Origin of the sequence: Pseudomonas retamae, assembly GCF_043496865.1 — a bacterium.
In the GTDB taxonomy this organism is placed as follows: domain Bacteria; phylum Pseudomonadota; class Gammaproteobacteria; order Pseudomonadales; family Pseudomonadaceae; genus Aquipseudomonas; species Aquipseudomonas retamae.
In genome coordinates, this window is the sequence record NZ_JBIEIL010000010.1 from 203,131 (window position 1) to 227,107 (window position 23,977).

Below are 23,977 nucleotides of genomic sequence, written 5' to 3' on the forward strand. Positions count from 1 at the left end.
CTCAAGCCTCCTGAAAATAGACACGTCGTTCGCTCGGTGTGGCGAGGCGTGCGGAAATGATTCGAACGACATTTGCTTCTCGGTAGCCGTATGCAACGACCAGCACGCGCCCCTTTGCGTCGAGCCCAAGGCTGATCCAGCGTTGTTCGTCATGATTGTTGTCTTCAAGCGTCAGTGCGCGTTCGTCGTGAAAGACCGGTTCGGCCTCGGCGAGGCTGATGCCTTTGTGCTTGAGTTTGTTGGCTGCGTTCTTGCTTTTGTCGTACTGAATTTTGAATGACTTCATTATGCATACTTTATATGTATAAAAAAGAGCGCGACCGCACCGCTGGTCGCCATGAACACTTCACCCTAGTGGGCATGGGCATGGACGCGGTGGAGGTTTTGTTGCCGGATTTGTGAGGGCGGAAGCCGCAGGCTAGAAGGTTGGGTGGCTAGCTAACCATTATGTGACCAACAAGTTGTATACAACTCTATGGACATTTGTCACGGGTATTGAATACAGTGTGCGCATAACAAAAACCAGGGAACCCCCCACCATGAAAACGCCCCATGTTTCACACCCACGGCCCGAGGACGAAAATCTCGGGGTCGGCGCGAATATGGCTTACGGCCTGCAACATGTGCTGACCATGTACGGCGGTATCGTTGCGGTGCCACTGATCATCGGCCAGGCGGCCGGCCTGTCGCCGGCGGACATCGGTTTGTTGATTGCTGCTTCATTGTTTGCGGGGGGGCTGGCGACGCTGCTGCAAACCCTGGGTCTGCCGTTTTTTGGTTGTCAGTTGCCGCTGGTGCAGGGCGTGTCGTTTTCCGGCGTGGCGACCATGGTTGCGATCGTCAGCAGTGGCGGGGAGGGCGGCTTCCAGTCGGTGCTGGGCGCGGTGATTGCGGCCTCACTGATAGGGCTGTTGATCACCCCGGTGTTCTCGCGCATCACCAAGTTCTTTCCGCCGCTGGTCACCGGCATCGTGATCACCACCATCGGCCTGACGCTGATGCCGGTGGCCGCACGCTGGGCCATGGGCGGCAACAGCCATGCGCCGGACTTCGGCAGCATGCAGAACATCGGTCTGGCGGCCGTCACGCTGGTACTCGTATTGCTGCTGAGCAAGGTCGGCAGCGCGACCATTTCGCGCCTGTCGATTCTGCTCGCCATGGTGATCGGCACGGTGCTGGCGGTGTTCCTCGGCATGGCCGATTTCTCCAGCGTCACCACCGGGCCGATGTTCGGCTTCCCGACGCCGTTTCACTTCGGCATGCCGACCTTCCACTTCGCCGCCATTCTGTCGATGTGCATCGTGGTCATGGTGACGTTGGTGGAAACCTCGGCGGACATTCTGGCGGTGGGTGAGATCATCGGCACCAAGGTGGATTCCAAGCGCCTAGGCAATGGCTTACGCGCGGACATGCTGTCGAGCATGTTTGCGCCGATCTTCGGTTCGTTCACCCAGAGTGCCTTCGCGCAGAACGTCGGTCTCGTAGCAGTGACCGGGATCAAGAGTCGTTACGTGGTGGCCACGGGCGGTCTGTTTCTGGTAATCCTCGGCCTGCTGCCGTTCATGGGAAGGGTCATTGCCGCGGTGCCGACTTCGGTGCTTGGCGGTGCCGGTATCGTGCTGTTCGGTACGGTGGCCGCAAGTGGCATTCGCACCTTGTCCAAGGTGGATTACCGCAACAACGTCAACCTGATCATCGTCGCAACCTCCATTGGTTTCGGCATGATTCCGATTGCCGCCCCGAGTTTCTATGACCAGTTCCCGAGCTGGTTCGCGACGATTTTCCATTCGGGGATCAGTTCGTCAGCGATCATGGCGATCCTGCTCAACCTGGCGTTCAACCATTTCACCGCGGGTAACTCGGATCAGCAATCAGTGTTCGCCGCAGCCGAAGAGCGCACCCTGCGCTATCGCGATCTGGCCGCGCTGCGTGAAGGCGACTACTTCAGCGACGGCAAGCTGCACGACTGCGATGGCAAGGAAGTGCCGGTGATCGAGCCTGATGAACACGACCATGGGCACGGTGCAGCGAAAGTCCATCTCAAGAGCAGCGAACACGTTTGACGGCTGCGACTGAATAGAAAAGGGCCGATCTGTCATGCGCAGATCGGCCCTTTTCATTGGCGCTTTTCGAGCGCCCACAAAAAAGCCCCTGAATTTTTCGATTCAGGGGCTTTGCTATTTGGCTCCACAACCTGGACTCGAACCAGGGACCCAATGATTAACAGTCATTTGCTCTACCAACTGAGCTATTGCGGAATTGGTGCGTATGTTACTGATTTAAAAAGACTAGTCAAGCGCCTGATGCAAAATTGGAGGAATCTTCGGGACGGACGGTGATTTGTCAGCGATTGGCGGTTACCAGAAAAGCCCCCAAGGTCTACCATGGCCGCCCGGAAGTGGTCACACGCGCTACCGGCCATTCGCCGCAGAGGTACGCGCCATGCATCAAATCATTCGCAACACCGAGGTGCTCGCATGAGCACTGCACAGATCAGCTTGCCCAAAGGGATCGGCCCGCATGCGGAAAAACTCTTCGATGCAATCGCCGGGGCCAGTACTGCCGAAGAATTGAACCGCGCCGGCGGCAAGGCCGAAGGGTTCGTCCTCGGGCTTGAAAGCAGCAAGACCATCAAGAGCCAAGTGGCCGAATCGCTGTATGTGATTTACGACGATGCCGCCACTCAGCGCTCGGCTGAACTGGCTTAACTGCCGAAAGTAATCGTGCCGAGCATCAGCTTGGCATAGGCCGCTGTGATTGCCAGTTGCACCAGCCAGAGTGCCAGACCGCCGAGGAAGACCCCGGTGGCGACTTGCAGCACCAGACTTTTTTCGCGTTTGGCCGAGGCGCGCGGGATGAAATCATCCAGATCGTCACGGTCGGCGCGCAGGTTGTCGTTTTTCATAGCTGATCTCACAAGACTCTGGAATGTATTCATCACCTGTGGGAGCGAGCCTGCTCGCGAATACGGTCTGTCAGTCACGCAATGGTCGACTGACAGGATGCTTTCGCGAGCAGGCTCGCTCCCACAGGTTCGATCTGCTGTGCAGTTTAGAGGAATGCGACATTTCCTCGGGCAAATAAAAAACGGGAAGCCCCAGGGCTTCCCGTTTTTCATCAAGCTGCGTGATCAGATGACCTGAACAATCGCATCCGTCACAGCCTTGATGTTGCTCTGATTCAACGCCGCTACGCAGATACGGCCGGTGTCCAGGGCGTAGATGCCGAACTCGTTGCGCAGGCGATGAACCTGTTCAGTGGTCAGACCCGAGTAGGAGAACATGCCGCGCTGCCGGCCGACGAAGCTGAAATCGCGGCCCGGCGCTTTTTCTGCCAGCAGATCGACCATCTGCGTACGCATGCCACGAATACGCAGGCGCATCTCGGCCAGTTCGGCTTCCCACTGCGCGCGCAGCTCAGGACTGTTCAGCACGGCGGCGACGATGCTCGCGCCATGAGTCGGCGGGTTGGAGTAGTTGGTGCGGATCACGCGTTTGACTTGCGACAGCACGCGCGCGCTTTCTTCTTTCGATTCGCTGATGATCGACAGGGCGCCAACGCGCTCGCCGTACAGCGAGAACGATTTGGAGAACGAACTGGAAACGAAGAAGGTCAGGCCGGACTCGGCGAATAGACGCACCGCAGCGGCGTCTTCGTCGATGCCGTCGCCAAAACCCTGGTAGGCCATGTCAAGGAACGGCACGTGGCCCTTGGCCTTGACCGCTTGCAGCACGTTGTTCCAGTCCGCCGGGCTCAGGTCGACGCCGGTCGGGTTATGGCAGCAAGCGTGGAGGACAACGATCGAGCCGTTCGGCAAGGCGTTGAGGTCTTCGAGCATGCCGGCACGGTTCACGTCGTGAGTGGCGGCGTCGTAGTAACGGTAGTTCTGCACCGGGAAACCGGCGGTTTCGAACAGCGCGCGGTGGTTTTCCCAGCTCGGATCGCTGATTGCCACGACGGCGTTCGGCAGCAGTTGCTTGAGGAAGTCAGCGCCGATTTTCAGTGCGCCGGTACCGCCGACGGCCTGGGTGGTGAGGACGCGGCCAGCGTTGATCAGCGGCGAGTCGTTACCGAACAGCAGCTTTTGCACAGCCTGGTCGTAAGCGGCGATACCGTCGATCGGCAGGTAACCGCGCGAAGCGTGTTGCGCGACGCGAATCGACTCGGCTTCGATCACCGCGCGCAGCAGTGGAATTCGCCCCTCTTCGTTGCAGTACACACCCACGCCCAGGTTGACCTTGGTGGTCCGGGTATCGGCGTTGAATGCTTCGTTGAGGCCCAGGATTGGATCGCGGGGTGCCATTTCGACAGCGGAGAACAGGCTCATTATTGCGGCGGCTCTGAATGGGATGTGGAGGGACGTGTCGCGCTCCAGCCGGATGCACTAGAGCGGTGCACAAACGGGGAGCTAGTATAGAGGCCATCAGCGCGCAATGGCGACAGGCGAATCGGCATTTGCGCGAAGTTTTTCCGATTATTTCTTGACCGTTAGTCGCCTGCCCGTGTCAGAGTCTTTAACAGATGTAGGACGTTTGCCTTGAAAGAGCAGGTAATCGCCACCACATTCAGCACAATCCAGGTTTTTTCTTGCGCGACATCGGTCGTTTGCGGTCGTCACCGTGGTGCTCCGTCTGACTCGGGACACCGCGATTCCAGAGGTGTGTATGTCGGAATTCCAGCTAGTCACCCGCTTCGAGCCCGCCGGCGATCAGCCGGAAGCGATTCGCCAGATGGTTGAAGGCATCGAGGCCGGGCTGGCGCACCAGACGCTGCTCGGTGTGACCGGCTCGGGCAAGACTTTCAGTATCGCCAACGTCATCGCCCAGGTTCAGCGCCCGACGCTGGTGCTGGCGCCGAACAAGACCCTGGCCGCGCAGCTGTACGGCGAATTCAAGGCGTTCTTCCCGAACAATGCCGTGGAGTATTTCGTCTCTTACTACGATTATTACCAGCCGGAAGCCTATGTGCCGTCGTCCGACACCTTCATCGAGAAGGACGCATCGATCAACGACCACATCGAGCAGATGCGTCTGTCCGCAACCAAAGCGCTGCTGGAGCGCAAGGATGCAATCATCGTCACTACGGTGTCGTGCATCTACGGTCTGGGTAGCCCGGAAACCTATCTGAAGATGGTGTTGCATGTCGATCGCGGCGACAAGCTCGATCAACGTGCGCTGCTGCGCCGTCTGGCGGACCTGCAATACACCCGCAACGACATGGACTTTGCCCGTGCGACGTTCCGCGTGCGCGGCGATGTGATCGATATTTTCCCGGCGGAATCCGATCTGGAGGCGATCCGCATCGAGCTGTTCGATGACGAGGTCGAAAGCATTTCCGCGTTCGACCCGCTGACCGGTGAAGTCATTCGCAAGATGCCGCGGTTCACTTTTTACCCCAAGAGCCACTACGTGACGCCGCGCGAAACCCTGCTCGACGCCATCGAAGGGATCAAGGTCGAATTGCAGGAGCGCCTCGAATACCTGCGCAGCAGCAACAAACTGGTCGAAGCCCAGCGTCTGGAGCAGCGCACCCGCTTCGACCTGGAGATGATTCTCGAGCTGGGTTACTGCAACGGCATCGAAAACTACTCGCGCTACCTGTCCGGGCGCCCGGCCGGTGCCGCGCCGCCGACGCTTTACGATTACCTGCCGGCGGATGCCTTGCTGGTCATCGACGAATCCCACGTCAGCGTGCCGCAAGTCGGTGCAATGTATAAAGGCGACCGCTCGCGTAAAGAGACGCTGGTTGAATACGGCTTCCGTCTGCCTTCGGCGCTGGATAATCGACCGATGCGTTTCGACGAATGGGAAGGGGTCAGCCCGCAGACCATTTTCGTTTCGGCGACGCCGGGTAATTACGAAGCCGAACATGCCGGGCGCGTGGTCGAACAAGTGGTGCGCCCGACGGGTCTGGTCGACCCGCAGGTCGAAGTGCGCCCGGCGCTGACCCAGGTCGATGACCTGCTCTCGGAAATCACCAAGCGCGTAGCGGTGGAAGAGCGGGTGCTGGTTACCACGCTGACCAAACGCATGGCCGAAGACCTCACCGATTACCTCGCCGACCACGGCGTGCGCGTGCGTTATCTGCACTCGGACATCGACACCGTCGAACGCGTCGAGATCATCCGCGACTTGCGCCTTGGCGTGTTTGACGTGCTGGTTGGCATCAACCTGTTGCGCGAAGGCCTGGACATGCCGGAAGTATCGCTGGTGGCGATTCTCGACGCTGACAAGGAGGGGTTCCTGCGTTCCGAGCGTTCGCTGATTCAGACCATCGGCCGTGCGGCACGTAACCTCAATGGCCGAGCCATCCTGTATGCCGATCGCATGACCGGTTCGATGGAGCGGGCGATTGGCGAAACCGAACGCCGCCGTGAGAAACAGATCGCTTTCAACCTTGAGCACGGCATCACGCCGAAGGGCGTGATCAAGGATGTCGCCGACATCATGGAAGGCGCCACCGTGCCGGGCTCGCGCAGCAAGAAGCGCAAAGGCATGGCCAAGGCTGCCGAGGAAAACGCCAAGTACGAGGCCGAACTGCGCTCGCCAAGCGAAATCACCAAACGCATCCGCGCGCTGGAAGAGAAGATGTATCAGCTGGCGCGCGATCTGGAATTTGAAGCGGCGGCGCAGATGCGCGATGAGATTGCCAAATTGCGTGAGCGATTGCTTACGGTGTAAGGGGATCGTTCCCACGCAGAGCGTGGGAACGATCAATGTGCCCGCCACAAAACCCTGTGGGCTAGCCCTGCTAGCGATTGGGGCAACTCGGTTTCAGTGAGCCCCCCCCCATGTCTGGCTTTAATACCCTGCCCGCTGGAGCCGGGCGGGTGTCGCCTGTTACCATTCGCCGCTTGATTGTTCTGCTTTTCATTCTTTTCGAGACATGCCATGACCACCGTCCGCACTCGCATCGCGCCATCGCCTACCGGGGACCCCCACGTAGGTACCGCTTACATCGCATTGTTCAACTACTGCTTTGCCAAGCAGCATGGCGGTGAGTTCATCCTGCGCATCGAAGACACCGACCAGTTGCGTTCGACCCGCGAGTCCGAACAGCAGATCTTCGACGCCCTGCGCTGGTTGGGGATCGACTGGAGCGAAGGCCCGGACGTCGGCGGCCCGCACGGCCCGTACCGGCAGAGCGAGCGCGGCGATATCTATCAGAAATATTGCCAGCAACTGGTCGACATGGGTCATGCCTTCCCGTGCTTCTGCACCGCTGAAGAACTCGACCAGATGCGCGCCGAACAAATGGCTCGCGGTGAAACCCCACGCTATGACGGCCGCGCACTGCTGCTGTCGAAGGAAGAAGTCGCGGCGCGTCTGGCCGCTGGCGAACCTCACGTGATCCGCATGAAAGTGCCGAGCGAAGGCGTCTGCGTGGTGCCGGACATGCTGCGTGGCGACGTCGAGATCCCGTGGGACCGCATGGACATGCAAGTGCTGATGAAGACCGACGGCCTGCCGACGTACTTCCTCGCCAACGTGGTCGACGATCACCTGATGGGCATCACCCACGTGCTGCGTGGTGAAGAATGGCTGCCGTCGGCGCCGAAACTGATCCTGCTTTACGAGTACTTCGGCTGGGAACAGCCAGAGCTGTGCTACATGCCGCTGCTGCGTAACCCGGACAAGAGCAAGCTGTCCAAGCGCAAGAACCCGACTTCGGTGACTTTCTACGAACGCATGGGCTTCATGCCTGAGGCGATGCTCAACTACCTCGGTCGCATGGGCTGGTCGATGCCGGACGAGCGCGAAAAGTTCTCGCTGCAGGAAATGGTCGACAACTTCGACCTCAAGCGCGTGTCACTCGGCGGGCCGATTTTCGACATTGAGAAGCTGTCGTGGCTCAACGGCCAGTGGCTGCGCGATCTGCCGGTGGAAGAGTTTGCCGCACGCGTGCAGAAGTGGGCGTTCAATTCCGAGTACATGATGAAGATCGCGCCGCACGTCCAGGGTCGCGTCGAGACCTTCAGCCAAGTGGCGCCATTGGCCGGGTTCTTCTTTGCCGGTGGGGTCAATCCGGACGCCAAATTGTTCGAGTCGAAAAAGCTCTCTGGTGATCAGGTGCGCCAGTTGATGCAGTTGATTCTGTGGAAGCTGGAAAGCCTGCGCCAGTGGGAAAAGGACAGCATCACCGCGACAATTCAGGCGGTGGTCGAGTCGCTGGAGTTGAAACTGCGCGATGCGATGCCGCTGATGTTCGCCGCGATCACCGGCCAGGCCAGTTCGGTGTCGGTGCTTGATGCGATGGAGATCCTCGGACCGGACCTGACCCGTTTCCGCCTGCGCCAGGCGATCGACCTGCTGGGCGGCGTGTCGAAGAAAGAAAACAAGGAGTGGGAAAAGCTGCTGGGCGCCATCGCTTAAGCAGGTCTGAGCCAGTATGACGGCAGCCGAAGGCCGCGATCTTTTGATCCGGGCTTCGGCGCTTCTCCCTGATTTACGGGGGGAGGGCGGTAAGTGATTGTTATCCCGACGAAAAATTTTGAAATTTTTCAAAAATAAGTTTGACAGGGTTTCGATACGCCCTTAAGATTCGCCCCGTCCTCAGCGATGACATCAACGATGAGGGGCTATAGCTCAGCTGGGAGAGCGCTTGCATGGCATGCAAGAGGTCGACGGTTCGATCCCGTCTAGCTCCACCAATTTACACTTCAAGGCCTGGCCACACCGGCCTTGAAGCGATCAACACTCAGCGTTGATCAGTTGTGCAGAAGGGTTTGCGTCCCCTTCGTCTAGTGGCCTAGGACACCGCCCTTTCACGGCGGTAACAGGGGTTCGAGTCCCCTAGGGGACGCCAGTTTTACAGAAGTGATGTTGCAAAATGTCGCTCCGCCGCGAGGCGAAAAATCCGGGGCTATAGCTCAGCTGGGAGAGCGCCTGCATGGCATGCAGGAGGTCAGCGGTTCGATCCCGCTTAGCTCCACCAATTTTACAGTTCAAGGTCTGGCCACACCGGCCTTGAATCGATCAGCACTCAGCACTGATCAATTGTATAGAAGGGTTTGTGTCCCCTTCGTCTAGTGGCCTAGGACACCGCCCTTTCACGGCGGTAACAGGGGTTCGAGTCCCCTAGGGGACGCCACGATTACCCGCTCTGCGGGATTTTATAAGGGTCATTCAATTATTGAATGGCCCTTTTGTTTGTCTGGCGTTTGGCCAACTCTCCTTTTTCCTTACACTGTGCTTCAGACCAGCGGTCATATCCTTGACTTGCGGAATATTATTATGCGAATAATATTCTAGTCGTAATATTCGGAGGCAACGATGAACGATAAAAAAGCTCAAACCCGCGAACGCATCCTCAAGGCTGCCAGCGCCGCGCTCATCCAGCGTGGCCCGGCAGACCCTAGCGTTGGCGAAGTGATGGGCGCGGCCGGCCTGACCGTCGGCGGCTTCTACGCGCACTTCGAAAGCAAGGACGCGATGATGCTCGAAGCGTTCAAGCAATTGCTGGGTCGGCGTCGCGACCTGATTGCCGACATGGATGCCGAACTGACCGGTGAAGAGCGTCGCGCTTTGGTTGCCGCATTTTATCTGTCGCGCAAACACCGCGACTCCAGCGAGGCGGCGTGCCCGATTCCCGCTTCGATCGGTGAACTGGGTCGTTTGCCGGAGTCGTTCCGCCTCGCGCTGAACGAGCATCTGGAGTTGATGGTCGCGCAACTGGCGGCCAGCCCCGAAGACACCGACAAGGCCTTGGCTGACGTGGCGTTGATGGTGGGCGGCCTGGCGCTGGCACGCGCGCTCGGCCCTGGAGATTTATCCGATCGATTGCTGCGCGCCGCCAAGTCGGCGGTGCGTTGACCTGAAGGCATCCTGCCTGAGGAGAGAGCGATGAACGCGTTGAAGTGGGTTCGTGGCGTTAACGGCACCTTGGGCTGGATTGCACCGAAACGGGTGGCGAGCAAAATGCGTCTGGTGTTCATGACGCCACGCGCGCTTCCATTGCGTGATTGGGAACTGCCGATGCTGGCCAGTGCCGAGCGCATCACCTTGCGCTTCGGCCTGTCAGCGTTGCGTTGGGGCCAGGGCCCGGCGGTGCTGCTGATGCATGGTTGGGAAGGGCGGCCAACCCAGTTCGCCGCGTTGATCACGGCGCTGGTCGATGCCGGTTACACGGTCGTTGCTCTGGACGGCCCGGCCCATGGTCGTTCACCGGGGCGCGAGGCGAATGTCGTGTTGTTTGCCCGGGCCATGCTCGAAGCAGCGGCTGAGTTGCCGCCGCTGCAAGCTGTTATCGGGCACTCCATGGGCGGCGCCAGTGCAATGCTCGCAGTACAGATGGGCTTGCGCACCGAAACCCTCGTCAGCATCGCCGCGCCGGCACGCATTCTCGGTGTGCTGCGCGGTTTTGCGCGCATGGTCGGCATGCCGCCGCGAGCGCGCTCGGCGTTCATTCGTCAGGTCGAACGGGACGTCGGCATGCGCGCCGCGAGCCTTGATGTGGCGCGCTATCAACTGGATATGCCCGGCCTGATCGTGCATGCCGAGGACGACAATTTTGTTTCGGTGAAAGAATCGCAGTTGATTCACGAAGCCTGGTTCGACAGCCGTTTGCTGCGCCTCGAAAGCGGCGGGCATCAGCGCGTGCTGGCCGACACTCGGGTCATTGATGGCGTGTTATCACTGCTCGCCGGGCGCAGCCTTCAGGCGCGCCAATCGGCATAAGCATCCGTTACACTGCCCCGGTTCAATACATCGACCGGGAGTGGGGCATGGGCTGGGATCGGGCAACGCCGTTTACCATTGATCTGCAAGTAGGCGCCGAGGACATTGACGGGTTGGGCCACGCGAACAACGCGGTATACGTGACCTGGCTCGAACGCTGCGCCTGGCGCCACTCGCAGCGTCTGGGCCTGGATCTGGTCGAGTATCGCCGACTGGACAGAGCAATGGCCGTGGTGCGCCACGAAATCGATTATCTCGCCGCTGCCTATGAGGGCGACGAACTGCAATTGGCGACCTGGATCGTCGATTGGGACCAGCGCCTGAGAATGACCCGGCATTTCCAGCTCAAGCGCCCAAGCGACAACGCCACGCTGTTGCGTGCGCAGACCACGTTTGTCTGCATCGAATTGTCGACGGGCAAGCCCAAGCGCATGCCGGCGGAATTCATCGAAGGCTATGGCTCGGCGATCCAGCTGCCGGCAACCACTCAAATCTGAACCTGTGGGAGCGAGCCTGCTCGCGAAAGCGGTCGGTCAGTTGATATAGGCATAACTGACCCGACGCCTTCGCGAGCAGGCTCGCTCCCACAGGGCGTAATCCAGTAAACTGCCGCACGTTTTTCTTCGAGTAGTGTTTTCCCATGCAAATTGCTCTGGCGCCCATGGAGGGGTTGGTCGACGACATCCTGCGTGACGTGCTGACCCGCGTTGGCGGCATCGACTGGTGCGTGACCGAATTCATTCGAGTCAACGATCAGTTGCTCACGCCGGCCTATTTCCACAAGTTCGGCCCTGAGCTGCTCAATGGCGCGCGCACCGCAGCCGGTGTGCCGTTGCGCGTGCAACTGCTCGGTTCCGATCCGGTGTGCCTGGCGGAAAACGCAGCGCTGGCCTGCGAACTTGGCTCCGAGGTGATCGACCTCAACTTTGGTTGCCCGGCCAAGACCGTCAACAAGTCCCGTGGCGGTGCGGTGCTGCTCAAGGAGCCGGAACTGCTCAACCAGATCGTCGAGCATGTCCGCCGCGCGGTGCCTGCACACATTCCCGTGACCGCAAAAATGCGCCTCGGTTTCGACAGCCCCGACGGCTCGCTGGTCTGCGCCACGGCGCTGGCCGAGGGCGGCGCCGAGCACATCGTGGTTCACGCGCGGACCAAAATGGACGGCTATAAACCGCCGGCGCACTGGGAGTGGATCCCGCGAGTGCAGGACGTGGTCAAAGTGCCGGTGTTCGCCAATGGCGATATCTGGAGCGTCGAAGACTGGCGGCGTTGCCGCGAGATCAGCGGCGTCGAAGACATCATGCTCGGTCGTGGACTGGTGTCGCGTCCGGATCTGGCCCGGCAGATCGCTGCAGCCCGAGCCGGCGAAGAGGTCGTCGAGATGTCCTGGGCCGAGCTGATGCCGCTGATTCAGGATTTCTGGCTGCAAGCCAAAGCGCAGATGACCGCGCGTCAATCGCCGGGTCGCCTGAAGCAATGGCTGGCAATGCTCACGCGAAATTATCCGCAGGCGACCGAGCTGTTCACGGTTTTGCGCCGCGAAACCGAGCCTGATCAGGTCTCGCGTCTGCTCGGTCTGCCGTTCGTCGAGGCCGCCTGAAAAATCTGAAAATAATCTCTTGAAAAGCAAACAGCGGTCCCTATCTAAGGGGTACGCGATGCCGAATTCGGGTCGCGGAGACACAAAAACTTGCTGATTGTTTTCAGGAGATTTGAATCATGAGTACTGCATTTTCTCTCGCGCCACTGTTCCGTTCCTCGGTAGGTTTCGACCGTTTCAACGACCTGTTCGAAACCGCCCTGCGCAATGAGCCTGGCAGCAGCTACCCACCTTACAACGTCGAAAAACACGGTGATGACCAATACCGTATCGTCGTTGCCGCTGCCGGTTTCCGGGAAGAAGACCTGGAGCTCCAGGTCGAGAAAGGTGTGCTGACCATCAGTGGTGGCAAGCGTGACGCCAACGAAGGTGTGACCTTCCTGCATCAAGGCATCGCCCAGCGTGCGTTCAAGCTGTCGTTCCGTCTGGCCGATCACATCGAGATCAAGGCCGCGGACCTGAGCAACGGCCTGCTGAGCATCGACCTGCTGCGTGTGGTCCCTGAAGAGGCGAAAGCCAAGCGCATTCCAATCAATGGTGCGCAGCAGCCGGCGCTGCAGCATTGATTCATGTGCTGACACACAATCGTCCGAAACGGCGATAAGCCGCTGAACGAAAGGCCCCGATACGTCGGGGCCTTTTTTGTGAGCGAAGGAAAACTGACGCGGCGTTTGCTGCTGTTGTCGGGGCTCTTTACAATCTGCGCCCACTAAGCCGGCACTCCCTCATTTCCGCTGGCCCTGGAGCCTTTGTTCATGGACGAATTGCAACAGCGCTGGCTGTATGCGCTTTCTGCGCCTTTGGTCGCCCTCAATCCCGATGCCGATTACACCGCTCCGACCTATTGCTTCGATCTCAAGCATGTCGATGTCGAGGGTGGTTGGGGTATCACCACACGCCCACAGCTATTGAAGATGCTCAGGACGGCCGACACCGGCCACGCAACGAGTCTGAATGAAGCCTATCGCCAATGGGAGCGTTGCCTGCCGTCGGAATGGCAAACGTTGCTCGATAGTCTGGATACGCGTCAGCGCGCGTTTTACGAACTGGCAAGTAGCACTTTCGCAGAGTGTGGTTCCGGTGGCATCCGTGCCTGGGACATTGGCCGCATGGGGTTCCTGCTGCGCTCGGCAGTGTTGCACGGCTGGATCGACCTCACCGAAAGTCTCTGGCTGCACGGTCGCATGGCGGCGCGTGCGCGTTACTACTACGACAGCTGGACGAGTTACCTCAATGGCTTTGTCTTCGGTAAAGCTTTCTGGCATTGCTTGGGTAATAAAGATGAGGACCTTGCTCATGAATATGATCGTCAAGGTGACTACATAGGCACCACTGTGGTCATCCATAACCTGGACCGCGATGCCCGCGAGCTGTTTGCGCAATTGCCTTGGGACATGCCTTTGCACCTACCTGAGCGACCTGATTCGCTAGGGGAGTTCGACTGGTCATGAGCTGCTGGATTCGCTTGGGTATCGAGCCCACCAAAGACAATGATGCTATTCGTGGCGCTTATCGCGCGCGCCTGCCGCAGCACCATCCGGAAACCGATCCGGAGGGGTTCCAGATGCTGCGCGAAGCCTATGAGCTGGCGTTGCAGTTCGCTCGCGAAAAAGCCACCGAACCGCATGAGCCGACTGTCAACAAGGTAAGTCCCGCTGAGCAGATGATGGCGGAATTTGAAAACCTGTTGCTTGATCCTGCGCGGCGGTTTCACCCAGCAGATTGGCAAGCGTTCAACCTTGAGCTGGACAAGCTCCCGCTGGACGTACTGGACGAAATTTGCTGGCCTTTGTTGCGCGAGCTTATCGACGCCGGGCCGATTTCTCACGTTTGCGTACGCTTGCTGGCGCAGCGCATCGGTTGGGCCAGCCGCATGCTGGACCTGGATTTCGACAATGCCCGACATGTCGATGAGTTTTTACAGCGTATCGACGCGCCGGACCCGTTCGACACGGCATTGATGAGCCATTGGCCCGCTGTCGCGCAGCTCGAAACGCTCTGGTACCTACGCACACTGAGCCACTTGCACCGCAATGGCTCGCTGGACGACTACCGCCATTTCGCCGGGCTGCACACCTGTTTGCCCCTGCCTGACGATGGCGATTTGTTGCAGCGTCTGGCCGTGCAGTTCAGTCAGGCCGGCATCGCCAGCAAAGAGTTTCTCGGCATCGTCAGTGAGCTGCATCGGCTTGAGCCCCGAAACATTGACTGGCTGTATTTGTTGGCTTGTCAGCGCAGTGCGCTGGGAATGGAGGAGTTGGCGCTGCAGGCATGGGGGCAGCTCTGGCGCGAGCATCAACACCCGAAAGCAGCCTCCTGGCTACTGGATTTGTGCGCGCGCCACCAGCCCCAGCGGTTGCCGTTGCTGATCCAGGCTTTTGACCGTCTCGAGAATTTCCGCGACTGGACTGATGATCTGAGCGATAACACTCAGGCATACGGCAGTCCGTCCCAACGGCCGGAAACCCTTGGCCGTTGGTTTCACGCTCGACAGCTGGGTTTGCAAGGCATTGCCGATGCGTTCGTCGAATGGCGTATCAGCGGCGATGAGTTGCCGCTGCTGGCATGGCTGATCATCGACAGCGATGAACCGACGCTGCAAACACTTTATCAGCACGCGTGGGCTTTGCATCGCGGCGATGTGGCCTTGTTGCGATGTGTCACGGGGGCGGCAGAACCGTCGGATATTCTCGATCAACTGGTACTGGAAGGCTTCAAATATCAGGCTGAGCAACAACTCTGCTGGTTGACCCAGGCGCCAATTCCGCTGGCAATTGAGGCGTTTCTGGCGGCCGACCCGGCCACCGCGTTGCCGCAGGAACTGCAGAAGGGTGAACCGCTGGAGCTCTGTCTGCTATGGATGCGGCGTCTGCGGGCTTACGACGCCGGGGGGCTGGCACGGCTTGACGAGGCGTTCAGTCTGAACAAGCGAGACGCGGTGCTGGACGGGCTGAAACTGCAGGTTCAGTTGGCCAGGCAAGGCATGTTGCTCCCGGCCATCGATAGCTTTTGCGATGTCTGGGAGTGGCACCGTCAAGCGCTGTACCTGCTGGCCACGCTCAACGAACCGACACGCTGGTTAGGTGCGCAGTCGGCGCATTGTGTGGATTCGATGGATATTGCGCGTGAACACCCACTGGCACGTTTGCAGCCGCTGCTCTGTCGCTTGAATCGCGAGCAGGGTACTGCCAGCGGCCTGCTGGGTTGGCTGCAAGCGACCGATCCGGTGCATGCGATGCTCGCGCGCAAGCTGTTCAGTGTTCAGGAAGCGCTAGACAGCACCCGGCTGTTGAGCAATGACCGATTGTTTGAGTGCATGCGCAGCGACATTGGCCGTTTCAATGATGATTTGCTCGGGCGAATGCTTTTGGCAGGCGTCCTGTATCACGATCCTTCACTCACGGGACAACAGCGCAAATATTTGCTTGAAAGCATAACTGAGGTCGTCAACCCACAAGACTGGTTCGACGGTTTCCGTCACAGCCTGATCAAGGGCGAACCTGTCCACCCGCCGCGTGAGGCTCTTGCCGATGAGGGCGTGAGCGAGGACTTTTATCTCGCGTTGGATGTGCTCAAGGATCTGGTGCGTTTTGAAAGTCTCGGCGTGCCCCGGCAGAAAATCCTGTTACGCATGCAGCGGGCCAAGGATGCTACGCAAAATGGCCTCGGTCTGCGGTTCGCGTTCAGTGCGTTGCTGTCGTGGGCAGAGCGATTATTGCTGGCCAAGGCAAAAACTCTTCCAACCCCTGCAACCGCGTTCTGGCGCCTGGGTTCCCGGCTTGGGCGAGGGGCTTTTATCTGGCAGGTCATCGGCGCGCTGTTGGTGACGCCAGTGGCAGCGTTGCTCAGCGGCACGCCGCTGTCCGGAATTGTCGTGACGCTTCTCGGCGCGGCATTTTTGCTGAGTGCAGTATTACGGCGCTTGCATGATATCGGCCGAGGCATTCCGATGTTACTGACGCTCGTGGTGCTGTCGCCTGTCCTGCCATTTTTACCGTTGATACTGTTTGGTTTTCCGGGAGAGAGACTGCCCAATCGCTACGGTGTGCCACCGGACAGTGGCGATGAAGACATACTGTCCGGTGGACTGCAGACTACCTTGCGGCGACTTAACGGCTAAAAGCGTAATTCGTCCAGAGCCTTGTTGAGTTGTGAGCGCTGGCCGGCGATTTCTTCCAGTCGCTGACCACTCAACGTTGTTGTGAAACTGTCCATCCAGTCTGCGATGCGTTGGCGATCATCGCCGAGACTTTGCGCCCAAGCCCGCTCCAGTCGAGCCAGCAGGGTTCGATTGGCCAAGGTGTCGCGAGGATGAATTTTCAATGAGTTCAAGCGCTCATGGCTGGCTTGACGCGATATCGCATCGAGCCCCGTTGGGCTGCGATCGATAATGTGGCTATGACGTTCCCCTGTTTCAAGCAGGGTGACGTCGACTTCGAGCAAACCATTGATGTCATAACTGAACCGAACGTCCAGCGCCTGAATATGATCGCTGGGCGTCAGCGTGACATCGAAGGCATCGATGAAAATATTGTCGCGTACCCAGGGGCGTTCGCCCTGATAAACCGCGATACGAATGAATTCCTGCTGCGCAGAGGTTGTGTGAAAACGCTCGACACGTGAGGTGGGAATGACCGTGTTGCGCTCGATGATCGGCGAGAAGGCGCCTTTGATATCTTCGCCCCGCATGGTCGAGATCCCCAGCGTATAAGGACAGACATCCGTCAGAATCAGCTCCTCGACCGCACCGTCGCGCGCCTTGCACGCTGCCTGCGTCGCCGCGCCCAGTGCGACGATGGTGTCCGGATCGAGATGCCGGTAAGGCAGGCGCCCGAACAGCGTGGCGACCATTTGCTGCACCGCCGGCATGCGCGTTGCACCGCCGACCAGGACCAGGCTGTCGAGGTCGCGCGGTTTTAACCGGGCATCGCGCAGGGCCTGTTCGATCGGTGCGCGCAAGCGGGCGAGCAGTGGTTCCCAGATCTTTACGGCGGTGGCTTCGTCCAGCGCCCATTCGAACGTCTGCTCGGCCTGGCGCCAGCTCAACTGTTGGGTGCCTTCGCCGAGCTTGCGCTTGAGCTGTTCCAGCGTATCACCGAGGCTGGCCATGGCTTGCGCATCGATCTGCGTCGCGTCCAGTTGCCAGTGCTTGAGGCAGGCCTGCAACAGGGCGGCAGTGAAGTCTTCGCCGCCGAGAAAATTGTCGCCGGTGGAGGCGTGCACTTCGATCAGCGGCAACGCATATTCCAGTACCGTGACGTCGAAGGTGCCGCCACCCAGATCGAAAATCAGCGTGCGTTCGAACTTCTGCTCGTGCAGCCCGTACGCCATGGCGGCAGCGGTCGGTTCATTGATCAGGCGGGCCACAGACAGTCCGGCCAGTTCGGCGGCAAACAAGGTGCGCTTGCGCTGCTCGTCGCTGAAATACGCCGGGACCGAAATGACCGCTTCCGAGACCGCGTGGCCGAGGAAAGCTTCAGCGTCTTGCTTGAGCGAGCCGAGCACCAGCGCCGACAACTCTTCGGGGCTGAAGAGGCGAGAGCCGAGCTGGATTTGCCTGTCGCTGCCCATGAAGCGCTTGAACGCGGCGGCAGTGCGTTCCGGGTGCGTGGTCAGGCGGGCGCGGGCGGCTTTGCCAACCAGAATCGTCTCGTCTTCATCAAGGCTGACCACCGACGGTGTCAGCACATCGCCGAGGGCGTTGGGGATCAGTTCGGCGCGGCCTTCACGCCAGACGGCGATCAGGCTGTTGGTGGTGCCAAGGTCGATGCCCAGCAGGGCCGGGCGGGGAAGGGATGCATCCTGCATGGTTGATCTCGAAGCGGCGCAAAAAACGCGACCCTACAGGCTGACGCAAACCGTGGCAATTATTGCTCTGTTGCCAGGCTGTGCGGCCGCCGATTCAGGGCAGCAGTTTTTTCAGATCCTCTAACGCCACCGGCCGACTGTGCAGATACCCCTGATACAAATGACAGCCCAGCCCCTGCAAAAACGCCAGCTGCTCCGGCGTTTCCACACCTTCGGCAATCACCTCCAGCTCCAGACTGCGTGCCATGGCGACGATCGCCCGAATGATCTCGGCATCGTTCGGATCGGTGGTCGCGTCGCGGATGAATGACTGATCGATTTTCAGCGTGTCCACCGGCAAGCGTTTCAGGTAAGTGAGCGATGAATAACCGGTGCCGAAATCGTCCATGGCAAAACTGACGCCGAGCTTTTTCAAGCGGCGCATCTTGCCGATGGTGTCTTCCAGGTTCTGAATGACGATGCCTTCGGTGATTTCCAGTTTCAGCAGCGAGCAGGGCAGGCCGTGGCTGGTCATGCTGTGTTCGATGCGTTCGACAAAATCGTTCTGGCGGAACTGTCGTGGACTGATGTTCACGCACAGGCTGAAATCGAGGGGATCGACCAGCCGCAGCGCGATCAGTTGTTTGAAGGCATTGCAGGCTTCGTCGAGGATCCAGGTGCCGACTTCGAGGATCAGCCCGCTGTCCTCCAACACCTTGATGAACTCGGTGGGCGATTGCGCGCCCAACTGCGGGTGGTTCCAGCGCACCAGCGCTTCGGCGCCAATGATGCGGTTGTCGCGAGCATCGACCTGCGGCTGAAAATGCACATTGAATTCGCCGCGTGACAGCGCCAGGCGCAAGTCGGTCTCCATGCGCAGCCGCTCGCTCGCGGCTTTCTGCATGGTGTTGTGGTACATCTGCGTGGTGTTGCGCCCGGAGTCCTTGGCGCGGTACAGGGCAATGTCGGCGCGTTTGAGCAGGTCGGTCGGCGTCGAGCCGTGATCGGGAATCAGCGCTACACCGATACTCGGCGTCACTTGCAAGCGTTGGCCATCAAGAAACATCGGCTCCGAGAGCAATTCGCGAATGGTGTCAGCCAGCGCGCGCACCTGTTCGCTGACGTCACTGCGTGAGCCTTCGAGGCCGCTGAGCAGCACGACAAACTCGTCGCCACCCAGGCGCGCCACGGTGTCCTCCATGCGCACGCTGGCTTCGAGCCGCGCGGTGATGATTTTCAGCACGGTGTCGCCCACCGGATGCCCCAGCGAATCGTTGATGTGCTTGAAGTGGTCAAGATCGAGAAACAGCAGGGCGCCGCGCAGGTTGTGACGCTTGAGCAGGGCGATCTGCTGGCTCAGGCGATCCATCAGTAAAGCGCGATTAGGCAGGTTGGTCAGAGGGTCGTGATAGGCCAGATGGCGGATCTGCGCTTCGGCGTTTTTCAGCAAGCTGACGTCCCGCGCGGTCAGCAGCAGGCACGCGGTTTCGTTGAGAGTGATGGGCTCGACCGAGACCTCGACAGTCAGTATCTCCCCGCGCTTGTTGCGCCCAAGCATTTCCTGATGGTGCACGCGGCCTTTGATCTGCAATTCAGCCAATAGCGCCGAACGCTGCTTTTCCTCGGCCCATATGCCGACCTGATACACGGTTTTACCCACCACTTCGTCGGCGCGATAACCGGTCAGGCGGCAAAAACCGTCGTTAACCTCCAGATAACGCCCGGTGTCGCGTTCGGTGATGGTGATGGCGTCCGGGCTGGAATGAAACGCCTTGGCAAATTTCTCTTCGCTGGCCTTCAGCGCCGCTTCGGAGCGCTGTTGCTGAGTGATATCGCGCAACGTAGTGACGATGCACGGCTGATTGCCAACACTGATCTGCCGACTGGAAATCACACAGGTCAGCGACTGGCCGTCCTTGTGCTGGACGATGATCGCGACGTTGCTCAAGCCCTGCTCGCGGATCACCCGTTCAATACGTTGCAGGCTTTTCGCCGAGGCGTCCCACAGGCCGATTTCTTCGGCGGTGTGACCGATCACGTCGGCGGCGCTCCAGCCGAACGTCTGGGTGAAACTGGAGTTGATCTCGATGAACTGGCCGGTTTCCTGGCGGGTGACGCAGATCGGGTCCGGGCTGACCTGAAACAGCGTGGCAAATTTTTCTTCCGAGGCCACCAGGCGCTGCTCGCGTTCGACCTGGTCGGTGATATCCAGCAGCGTCCCGGCCATGCGCAGCGGCGCGCCGTTGTCATCCCGATACAGGCGCGCGCGGCTTTCCAGATAGCGCGAGCTGCCGTCTGGCAGTTGTACTCGATACGTCAGTTGATAATTTCCCGCCGGGCCTTCGCGCAGGCTGCGGTAGGCGTCGCGCATGCTGTCGCGCTCTTCGCCGGGCACACCTTCGAAAAACGCCTCGAATGACTCATGAAATGGAATCGGGTCGAGCCCGTGCAATTGCGCGGCCCGTGCCGAGCCGTAGAGCATGCCGCTGGGGATGTGCCAGTCCCAAGTGCCGAGCTGCGCCGAATCGAGCGCCAGATCGAGGCGTTCCTGGCTGTCTTTCAGAGCCAGCTCGGCGGCTTTACGTTCGGTGGTATCGAGGAAAGTGCTGAGCAGGTACGGCTGGCCTTCGAGTTCGACTTTCTGTGCACTGAGAATGCCGTCATGCACCTGGCCATTGCTGGCGCGAAACTGCACTTCCATACTGATCAGTTCGCCTTTGGCCTTGGTCTTTTTCACCAGTTCGGCACGCTGTTCGGGATGCACCCACAGGCCAAGTTCGAGGGTGGTGCGGCCAATAGCGTTCTGTACCGGCCAGCCGAACAGGCTTTCAAAATACTGGTTGGCTTCGCTGATCAAACCGTCTTCCTGGCGGGTCAGCAGCACCATGTTGGGGCACAGGTGGAAAAGTGTGGCGAAACGTTTCTCCGAGCTGCTCAGCGCCTGTTCACGTTGGCGCTGGTGGGTGATTTCGCGAATCACCCCGATCATTCGGGGGCGGCCGTTTTTGTCCGGCAGCAGGCTGCCATTGATCTCCAGCCAGTGCAGGCTGCCGTCAGGCCAGCGGATGCGGTGGTGCATCGCCTGCTCCAGCGGCGCGCCGGCAATCACCGCGTGGAAGGCCCGAACGGTTTTTGCCCGGTCCTCCGGTGGCAGTAGGTCGAGATATTCCAGGTCTTCGGGCAACGGTTGCCGCGGATCGAAGCCGAACAAGGCCTGGGTGCCGCGCGACCAGCTGATCTGCCCGCGCTCGATGTCCCAGTACCAGGCGCCGAGCCGGGCGCCGTTGAGCGCCGCCAGCAATTGCGGCGCGCTTTCCCAGCTCTGCTCGGAGTGGCGCGGGTCAATCGCCTGGATACGCGGCATCGGCGGAGTTCGGTCAACAGATTTCGGCATTGTGGACAGGCCTTGAGCGGATGGTGGCGTTAGGCACAGCAATCGCGGCTCTACAGGAGTAGCACAAGTCGGCCTCAAGTCCCTGGCAGATCGATTTGTGCATCCAGCAAGGCCATGAAGGCTCTTGCCGCGTTCGAGAGCGTCCGTTCGGTGTGCAGGATATAGCCTAGCTGGCGACTGAGCTGTATGCCCGGCAATGCGATGCTTGCCACTTGCTCATCCAGCATGGTGCGCGGCAACACGCTCCAGGCCAGGCCGATCGAGACCATCATTTTGATGGTTTCCAGATAGTTGGTGCTCATGGCGATATTTGGCGTCAGGCCCTGGGCCTCGAATAGCCGCTGGACGATGTGGTGGGTAAAAGTATTGCCGCCGGGGAAAACCGCCGGATGGCCGGCAATGTCGATCAGACTGACGGCGCCGTTATTGATCAGCGAGTGCTCCGGGGCGACCACGAAATCCAGCGGGTCGTCCCAGACTGGCGTCGCCTTTACCAGTGCATGCGGCTCCGGCGCGAGGGTGATGACGGCCAGTTCAGCGCGACCGTGGAGAATCTCTTCGTAGGCCACTTCCGAATCGAGGAACTGAATATCCAGCGCGACCTGTGGGTAGCGGCGAGTAAACTCCCTTAATAAGGGCGGCAAACGGTGCAGGCCGATGTGGTGACTGGTGGCCAGCGTCAGGCGGCCGCTGACTTCGCCGGTCAGATTGGTCAGGGCGCGGCGGGTGTCGTCGAGCACGTTAAGAATCTGATAAGCCCGGGGCAGCAGGGCGCGGCCGGCCTCGGTCAGGCCGACTTCACGGCCCAAACGGTCGAACAGGCGCACCTTCAATTGCTGCTCCAGCCCGGCGATGCGCTTGCTGATGGCCGGTTGGGTCAAGTGCAGACGCTCGCCAGCGCCGGAGAAGCTGCCGGTCTCGGCGATGGCAATAAAAGCATTCAGGTTGGCCAGATCCATTCACTATTCCAGTCGGTTATCCAAAGCATAAAAAATATGAATTTGAGTTATTTAATCTAACCCCATAGGATCGGCCTCACAAGCCAAAGGGTTATTGATAAGCCCAGGGCATAGAAACAAGCTGATGAGGAACCGTCTGATGGCCGGCAAAACGCTGTACGACAAGCTCTGGGATTCGCATTTGGTCAAGCAGCGCGACGATGGCTCTGCGCTGATCTACATCGATCGTCACATCATTCACGAAGTGACCTCGCCGCAAGCCTTTGAAGGCCTGCGTCTGGCCGGGCGCAAGCCGTGGCGCATCGATGCCAACATCGCGACCCCGGACCACAACGTACCGACCACGCCAGAGCGCAAGGGTGGTATCGAAGCCATTGCCGACCAGGTCTCGCGTTTGCAGGTGCAGACCCTCGATGACAACTGTGATGAATACGGCATCGTCGAGTTCAAGATGAACGACGTGCGCCAGGGCATCGTCCACGTCATCAGTCCGGAGCAGGGCGCGACCTTGCCGGGCATGACCGTGGTCTGCGGCGACTCGCACACCTCGACCCACGGCGCATTCGGCGCCTTGGCTCACGGCATCGGCACTTCCGAGGTCGAGCATGTGCTCGCCACTCAGTGCCTGGTCGCCAAGAAAATGAAAAACATGCTGGTGCGCGTCGAAGGGCAATTGCCGTTTGGCGTCACCGCCAAGGACATCGTCCTCGCGGTGATCGGCAAGATCGGCACTGCCGGCGGTAATGGCCATGCGATCGAATTTGCCGGCAGCGCGATTCGCGATCTGTCCGTCGAAGGCCGCATGACCATTTGCAACATGTCCATCGAAGCCGGCGCCCGCGTGGGGCTGGTGGCGGCGGATCAGAAAACCATCGACTACGTGAAGGGTCGTCCATTCGCACCGAAAGGCGCGCAGTGGGACATGGCCGTCGAAGCGTGGAAAGATCTGGTTTCCGACGCCGATGCGCAGTTCGACACCGTGGTTGAGCTCGACGCCACGCAGATCAAGCCGCAAGTCAGCTGGGGCACTTCGCCGGAAATGGTTCTGGCCGTTGATCAGAACGTGCCCGACCCGGCCAAAGAGATGGATCTGGTCAAGCGCGACTCGATCGTCCGCGCCCTGAAATACATGGGTCTGACCGCCAATCAGGCGATTACCGACATTCAGCTCGACCGCGTGTTCATCGGTTCCTGCACCAACTCGCGGATCGAAGACTTGCGCGCCGCGGCGGTGATCGCCAAGGGCCGCAAGGTGGCGTCGACCATCAAGCAAGCGATCGTCGTGCCGGGCTCGGGTCTGGTCAAGGCGCAGGCCGAAGCCGAAGGTCTGGACAAGATTTTCCTCGAAGCCGGTTTCGAATGGCGTGAGCCGGGTTGCTCGATGTGCCTGGCGATGAACCCGGACCGTTTGGAGTCCGGCGAGCATTGCGCCTCGACTTCCAACCGCAACTTTGAAGGCCGTCAGGGTGCCGGTGGCCGTACCCACCTGGTCAGCCCGGCCATGGCCGCGGCGGCAGCGGTGAACGGTCGTTTCGTCGACGTTCGTGAATTGATCTAAAAG

18 protein-coding genes and 5 tRNA genes are annotated in these 23,977 nt (G+C 59.8%); 16 read left to right on the plus strand and 7 right to left on the minus strand.

Going from position 1 to position 23,977, the window contains the following annotated elements; translation table 11 throughout:
• Position 1: 1 nt before the first annotated feature.
• Entirely contained in the window at positions 2-286 is a 285-nt protein-coding gene (locus ACGSLL_RS20125) for a BrnT family toxin (protein ID WP_394507680.1), read from the minus strand.
• 253 nt (positions 287-539) lie between these two features.
• On the opposite strand from ACGSLL_RS20125, the gene ACGSLL_RS20130 reads away from it, so the two are divergent.
• Positions 540-2,063: a nucleobase:cation symporter-2 family protein gene (locus tag ACGSLL_RS20130; protein WP_394507681.1), complete on the plus strand. Its 1,524-nt coding sequence runs from the start codon at positions 540-542 to the stop codon at positions 2,061-2,063.
• Between the two features lie 119 nt (positions 2,064-2,182).
• On the opposite strand, the gene ACGSLL_RS20135 is transcribed toward ACGSLL_RS20130, so the two are convergent.
• Positions 2,183-2,258, minus strand: a tRNA-Asn gene (locus ACGSLL_RS20135).
• 219 nt (positions 2,259-2,477) lie between these two features.
• On the opposite strand from ACGSLL_RS20135, the gene ACGSLL_RS20140 reads away from it, so the two are divergent.
• Positions 2,478-2,708, plus strand: coding sequence for a hypothetical protein (locus ACGSLL_RS20140; protein WP_394507682.1), 231 nt, complete (start codon positions 2,478-2,480; stop codon positions 2,706-2,708).
• On the opposite strand, the gene ACGSLL_RS20145 is transcribed toward ACGSLL_RS20140, so the two are convergent.
• Both ACGSLL_RS20145 and ACGSLL_RS20150 read right to left on the minus strand, forming a co-directional pair.
• The gene (locus ACGSLL_RS20145; protein WP_394507683.1) at positions 2,705-2,905 is read right to left on the minus strand and encodes a hypothetical protein; all 201 of its coding nucleotides are present in this window, start codon (positions 2,903-2,905) and stop codon (positions 2,705-2,707) included. The two genes, ACGSLL_RS20140 and ACGSLL_RS20145, sit on opposite strands and share 4 nt — an antisense overlap.
• Positions 2,906-3,130: 225 nt before the next feature.
• Complete coding sequence (locus ACGSLL_RS20150) at positions 3,131-4,327, minus strand: amino acid aminotransferase (protein WP_394507684.1); 1,197 nt, start codon at positions 4,325-4,327, stop codon at positions 3,131-3,133.
• Positions 4,328-4,664: 337 nt separating this feature from the next.
• Between ACGSLL_RS20150 and uvrB the strand changes: the two genes are divergently transcribed.
• From uvrB to ACGSLL_RS20215, 13 genes are all read left to right on the plus strand, one after another.
• Positions 4,665-6,680 (plus strand): excinuclease ABC subunit UvrB, encoded by a 2,016-nt coding sequence (uvrB, locus tag ACGSLL_RS20155; RefSeq protein ID WP_394507685.1) that lies wholly within the window; start codon positions 4,665-4,667, stop codon positions 6,678-6,680.
• Between the two features lie 210 nt (positions 6,681-6,890).
• Positions 6,891-8,372 carry a glutamate--tRNA ligase gene (gene gltX / locus ACGSLL_RS20160; RefSeq protein ID WP_016773920.1) on the plus strand — a complete coding sequence of 494 codons (1,482 nt, stop codon included), beginning with the start codon at positions 6,891-6,893 and terminating at the stop codon, positions 8,370-8,372.
• A gap of 202 nt (positions 8,373-8,574) precedes the next feature.
• Positions 8,575-8,650: transfer RNA gene (locus ACGSLL_RS20165), tRNA-Ala, on the plus strand.
• A 79-nt stretch (positions 8,651-8,729) separates the two neighbouring features.
• A tRNA-Glu gene (locus ACGSLL_RS20170) sits at positions 8,730-8,805 on the plus strand.
• A gap of 53 nt (positions 8,806-8,858) precedes the next feature.
• Positions 8,859-8,934: transfer RNA gene (locus ACGSLL_RS20175), tRNA-Ala, on the plus strand.
• 80 nt (positions 8,935-9,014) lie between these two features.
• Positions 9,015-9,090 (plus strand) — tRNA-Glu (locus ACGSLL_RS20180).
• 182 nt (positions 9,091-9,272) lie between these two features.
• Entirely contained in the window at positions 9,273-9,812 is a 540-nt protein-coding gene (locus tag ACGSLL_RS20185; RefSeq protein ID WP_093102857.1) for a TetR/AcrR family transcriptional regulator, read from the plus strand.
• Between the two features lie 30 nt (positions 9,813-9,842).
• Positions 9,843-10,676, plus strand: coding sequence for an alpha/beta fold hydrolase (locus tag ACGSLL_RS20190; RefSeq protein ID WP_394507686.1), 834 nt, complete (start codon positions 9,843-9,845; stop codon positions 10,674-10,676).
• 47 nt (positions 10,677-10,723) lie between these two features.
• Positions 10,724-11,173, plus strand: a complete 450-nt coding sequence (locus ACGSLL_RS20195; RefSeq protein ID WP_394507687.1) for an acyl-CoA thioesterase — start codon at positions 10,724-10,726, stop codon at positions 11,171-11,173.
• A gap of 143 nt (positions 11,174-11,316) precedes the next feature.
• On the plus strand, positions 11,317-12,276 hold the full coding sequence (locus tag ACGSLL_RS20200) for a tRNA dihydrouridine synthase (protein WP_394507688.1): 960 nt from the start codon (positions 11,317-11,319) through the stop codon (positions 12,274-12,276).
• 119 nt (positions 12,277-12,395) lie between these two features.
• A complete protein-coding gene (locus tag ACGSLL_RS20205) occupies positions 12,396-12,842 on the plus strand; it encodes an Hsp20 family protein (protein WP_258449800.1) in 447 nt (148 codons plus the stop codon).
• A 189-nt stretch (positions 12,843-13,031) separates the two neighbouring features.
• A complete protein-coding gene (locus tag ACGSLL_RS20210; RefSeq protein WP_394507689.1) occupies positions 13,032-13,727 on the plus strand; it encodes a DUF1266 domain-containing protein in 696 nt (231 codons plus the stop codon).
• Complete coding sequence (locus ACGSLL_RS20215) at positions 13,724-16,396, plus strand: DUF805 domain-containing protein (protein WP_394507690.1); 2,673 nt, start codon at positions 13,724-13,726, stop codon at positions 16,394-16,396. Before ACGSLL_RS20210 ends, ACGSLL_RS20215 begins: the two co-directional genes overlap by 4 nt.
• Here the strand turns inward: ACGSLL_RS20215 and ACGSLL_RS20220 are convergent.
• The 3 genes from ACGSLL_RS20220 to ACGSLL_RS20230 all read right to left on the minus strand — a co-directional run bounded on the left by ACGSLL_RS20220 (position 16,393) and on the right by ACGSLL_RS20230 (position 22,416).
• Positions 16,393-18,084, minus strand: a complete 1,692-nt coding sequence (locus ACGSLL_RS20220; protein WP_394507691.1) for an Hsp70 family protein — start codon at positions 18,082-18,084, stop codon at positions 16,393-16,395. The genes ACGSLL_RS20215 and ACGSLL_RS20220 overlap by 4 nt on opposite strands.
• A 94-nt stretch (positions 18,085-18,178) precedes the next feature.
• Complete coding sequence (locus ACGSLL_RS20225) at positions 18,179-21,457, minus strand: PAS domain S-box protein (protein WP_394507692.1); 3,279 nt, start codon at positions 21,455-21,457, stop codon at positions 18,179-18,181.
• 74 nt (positions 21,458-21,531) lie between these two features.
• Complete coding sequence (locus ACGSLL_RS20230; protein WP_090282642.1) at positions 21,532-22,416, minus strand: LysR family transcriptional regulator; 885 nt, start codon at positions 22,414-22,416, stop codon at positions 21,532-21,534.
• Between the two features lie 139 nt (positions 22,417-22,555).
• On the opposite strand from ACGSLL_RS20230, the gene leuC reads away from it, so the two are divergent.
• Positions 22,556-23,974, plus strand: coding sequence for a 3-isopropylmalate dehydratase large subunit (leuC, locus tag ACGSLL_RS20235; protein ID WP_258449794.1), 1,419 nt, complete (start codon positions 22,556-22,558; stop codon positions 23,972-23,974).
• The last annotated feature ends 3 nt before the right edge of the window (positions 23,975-23,977 follow it).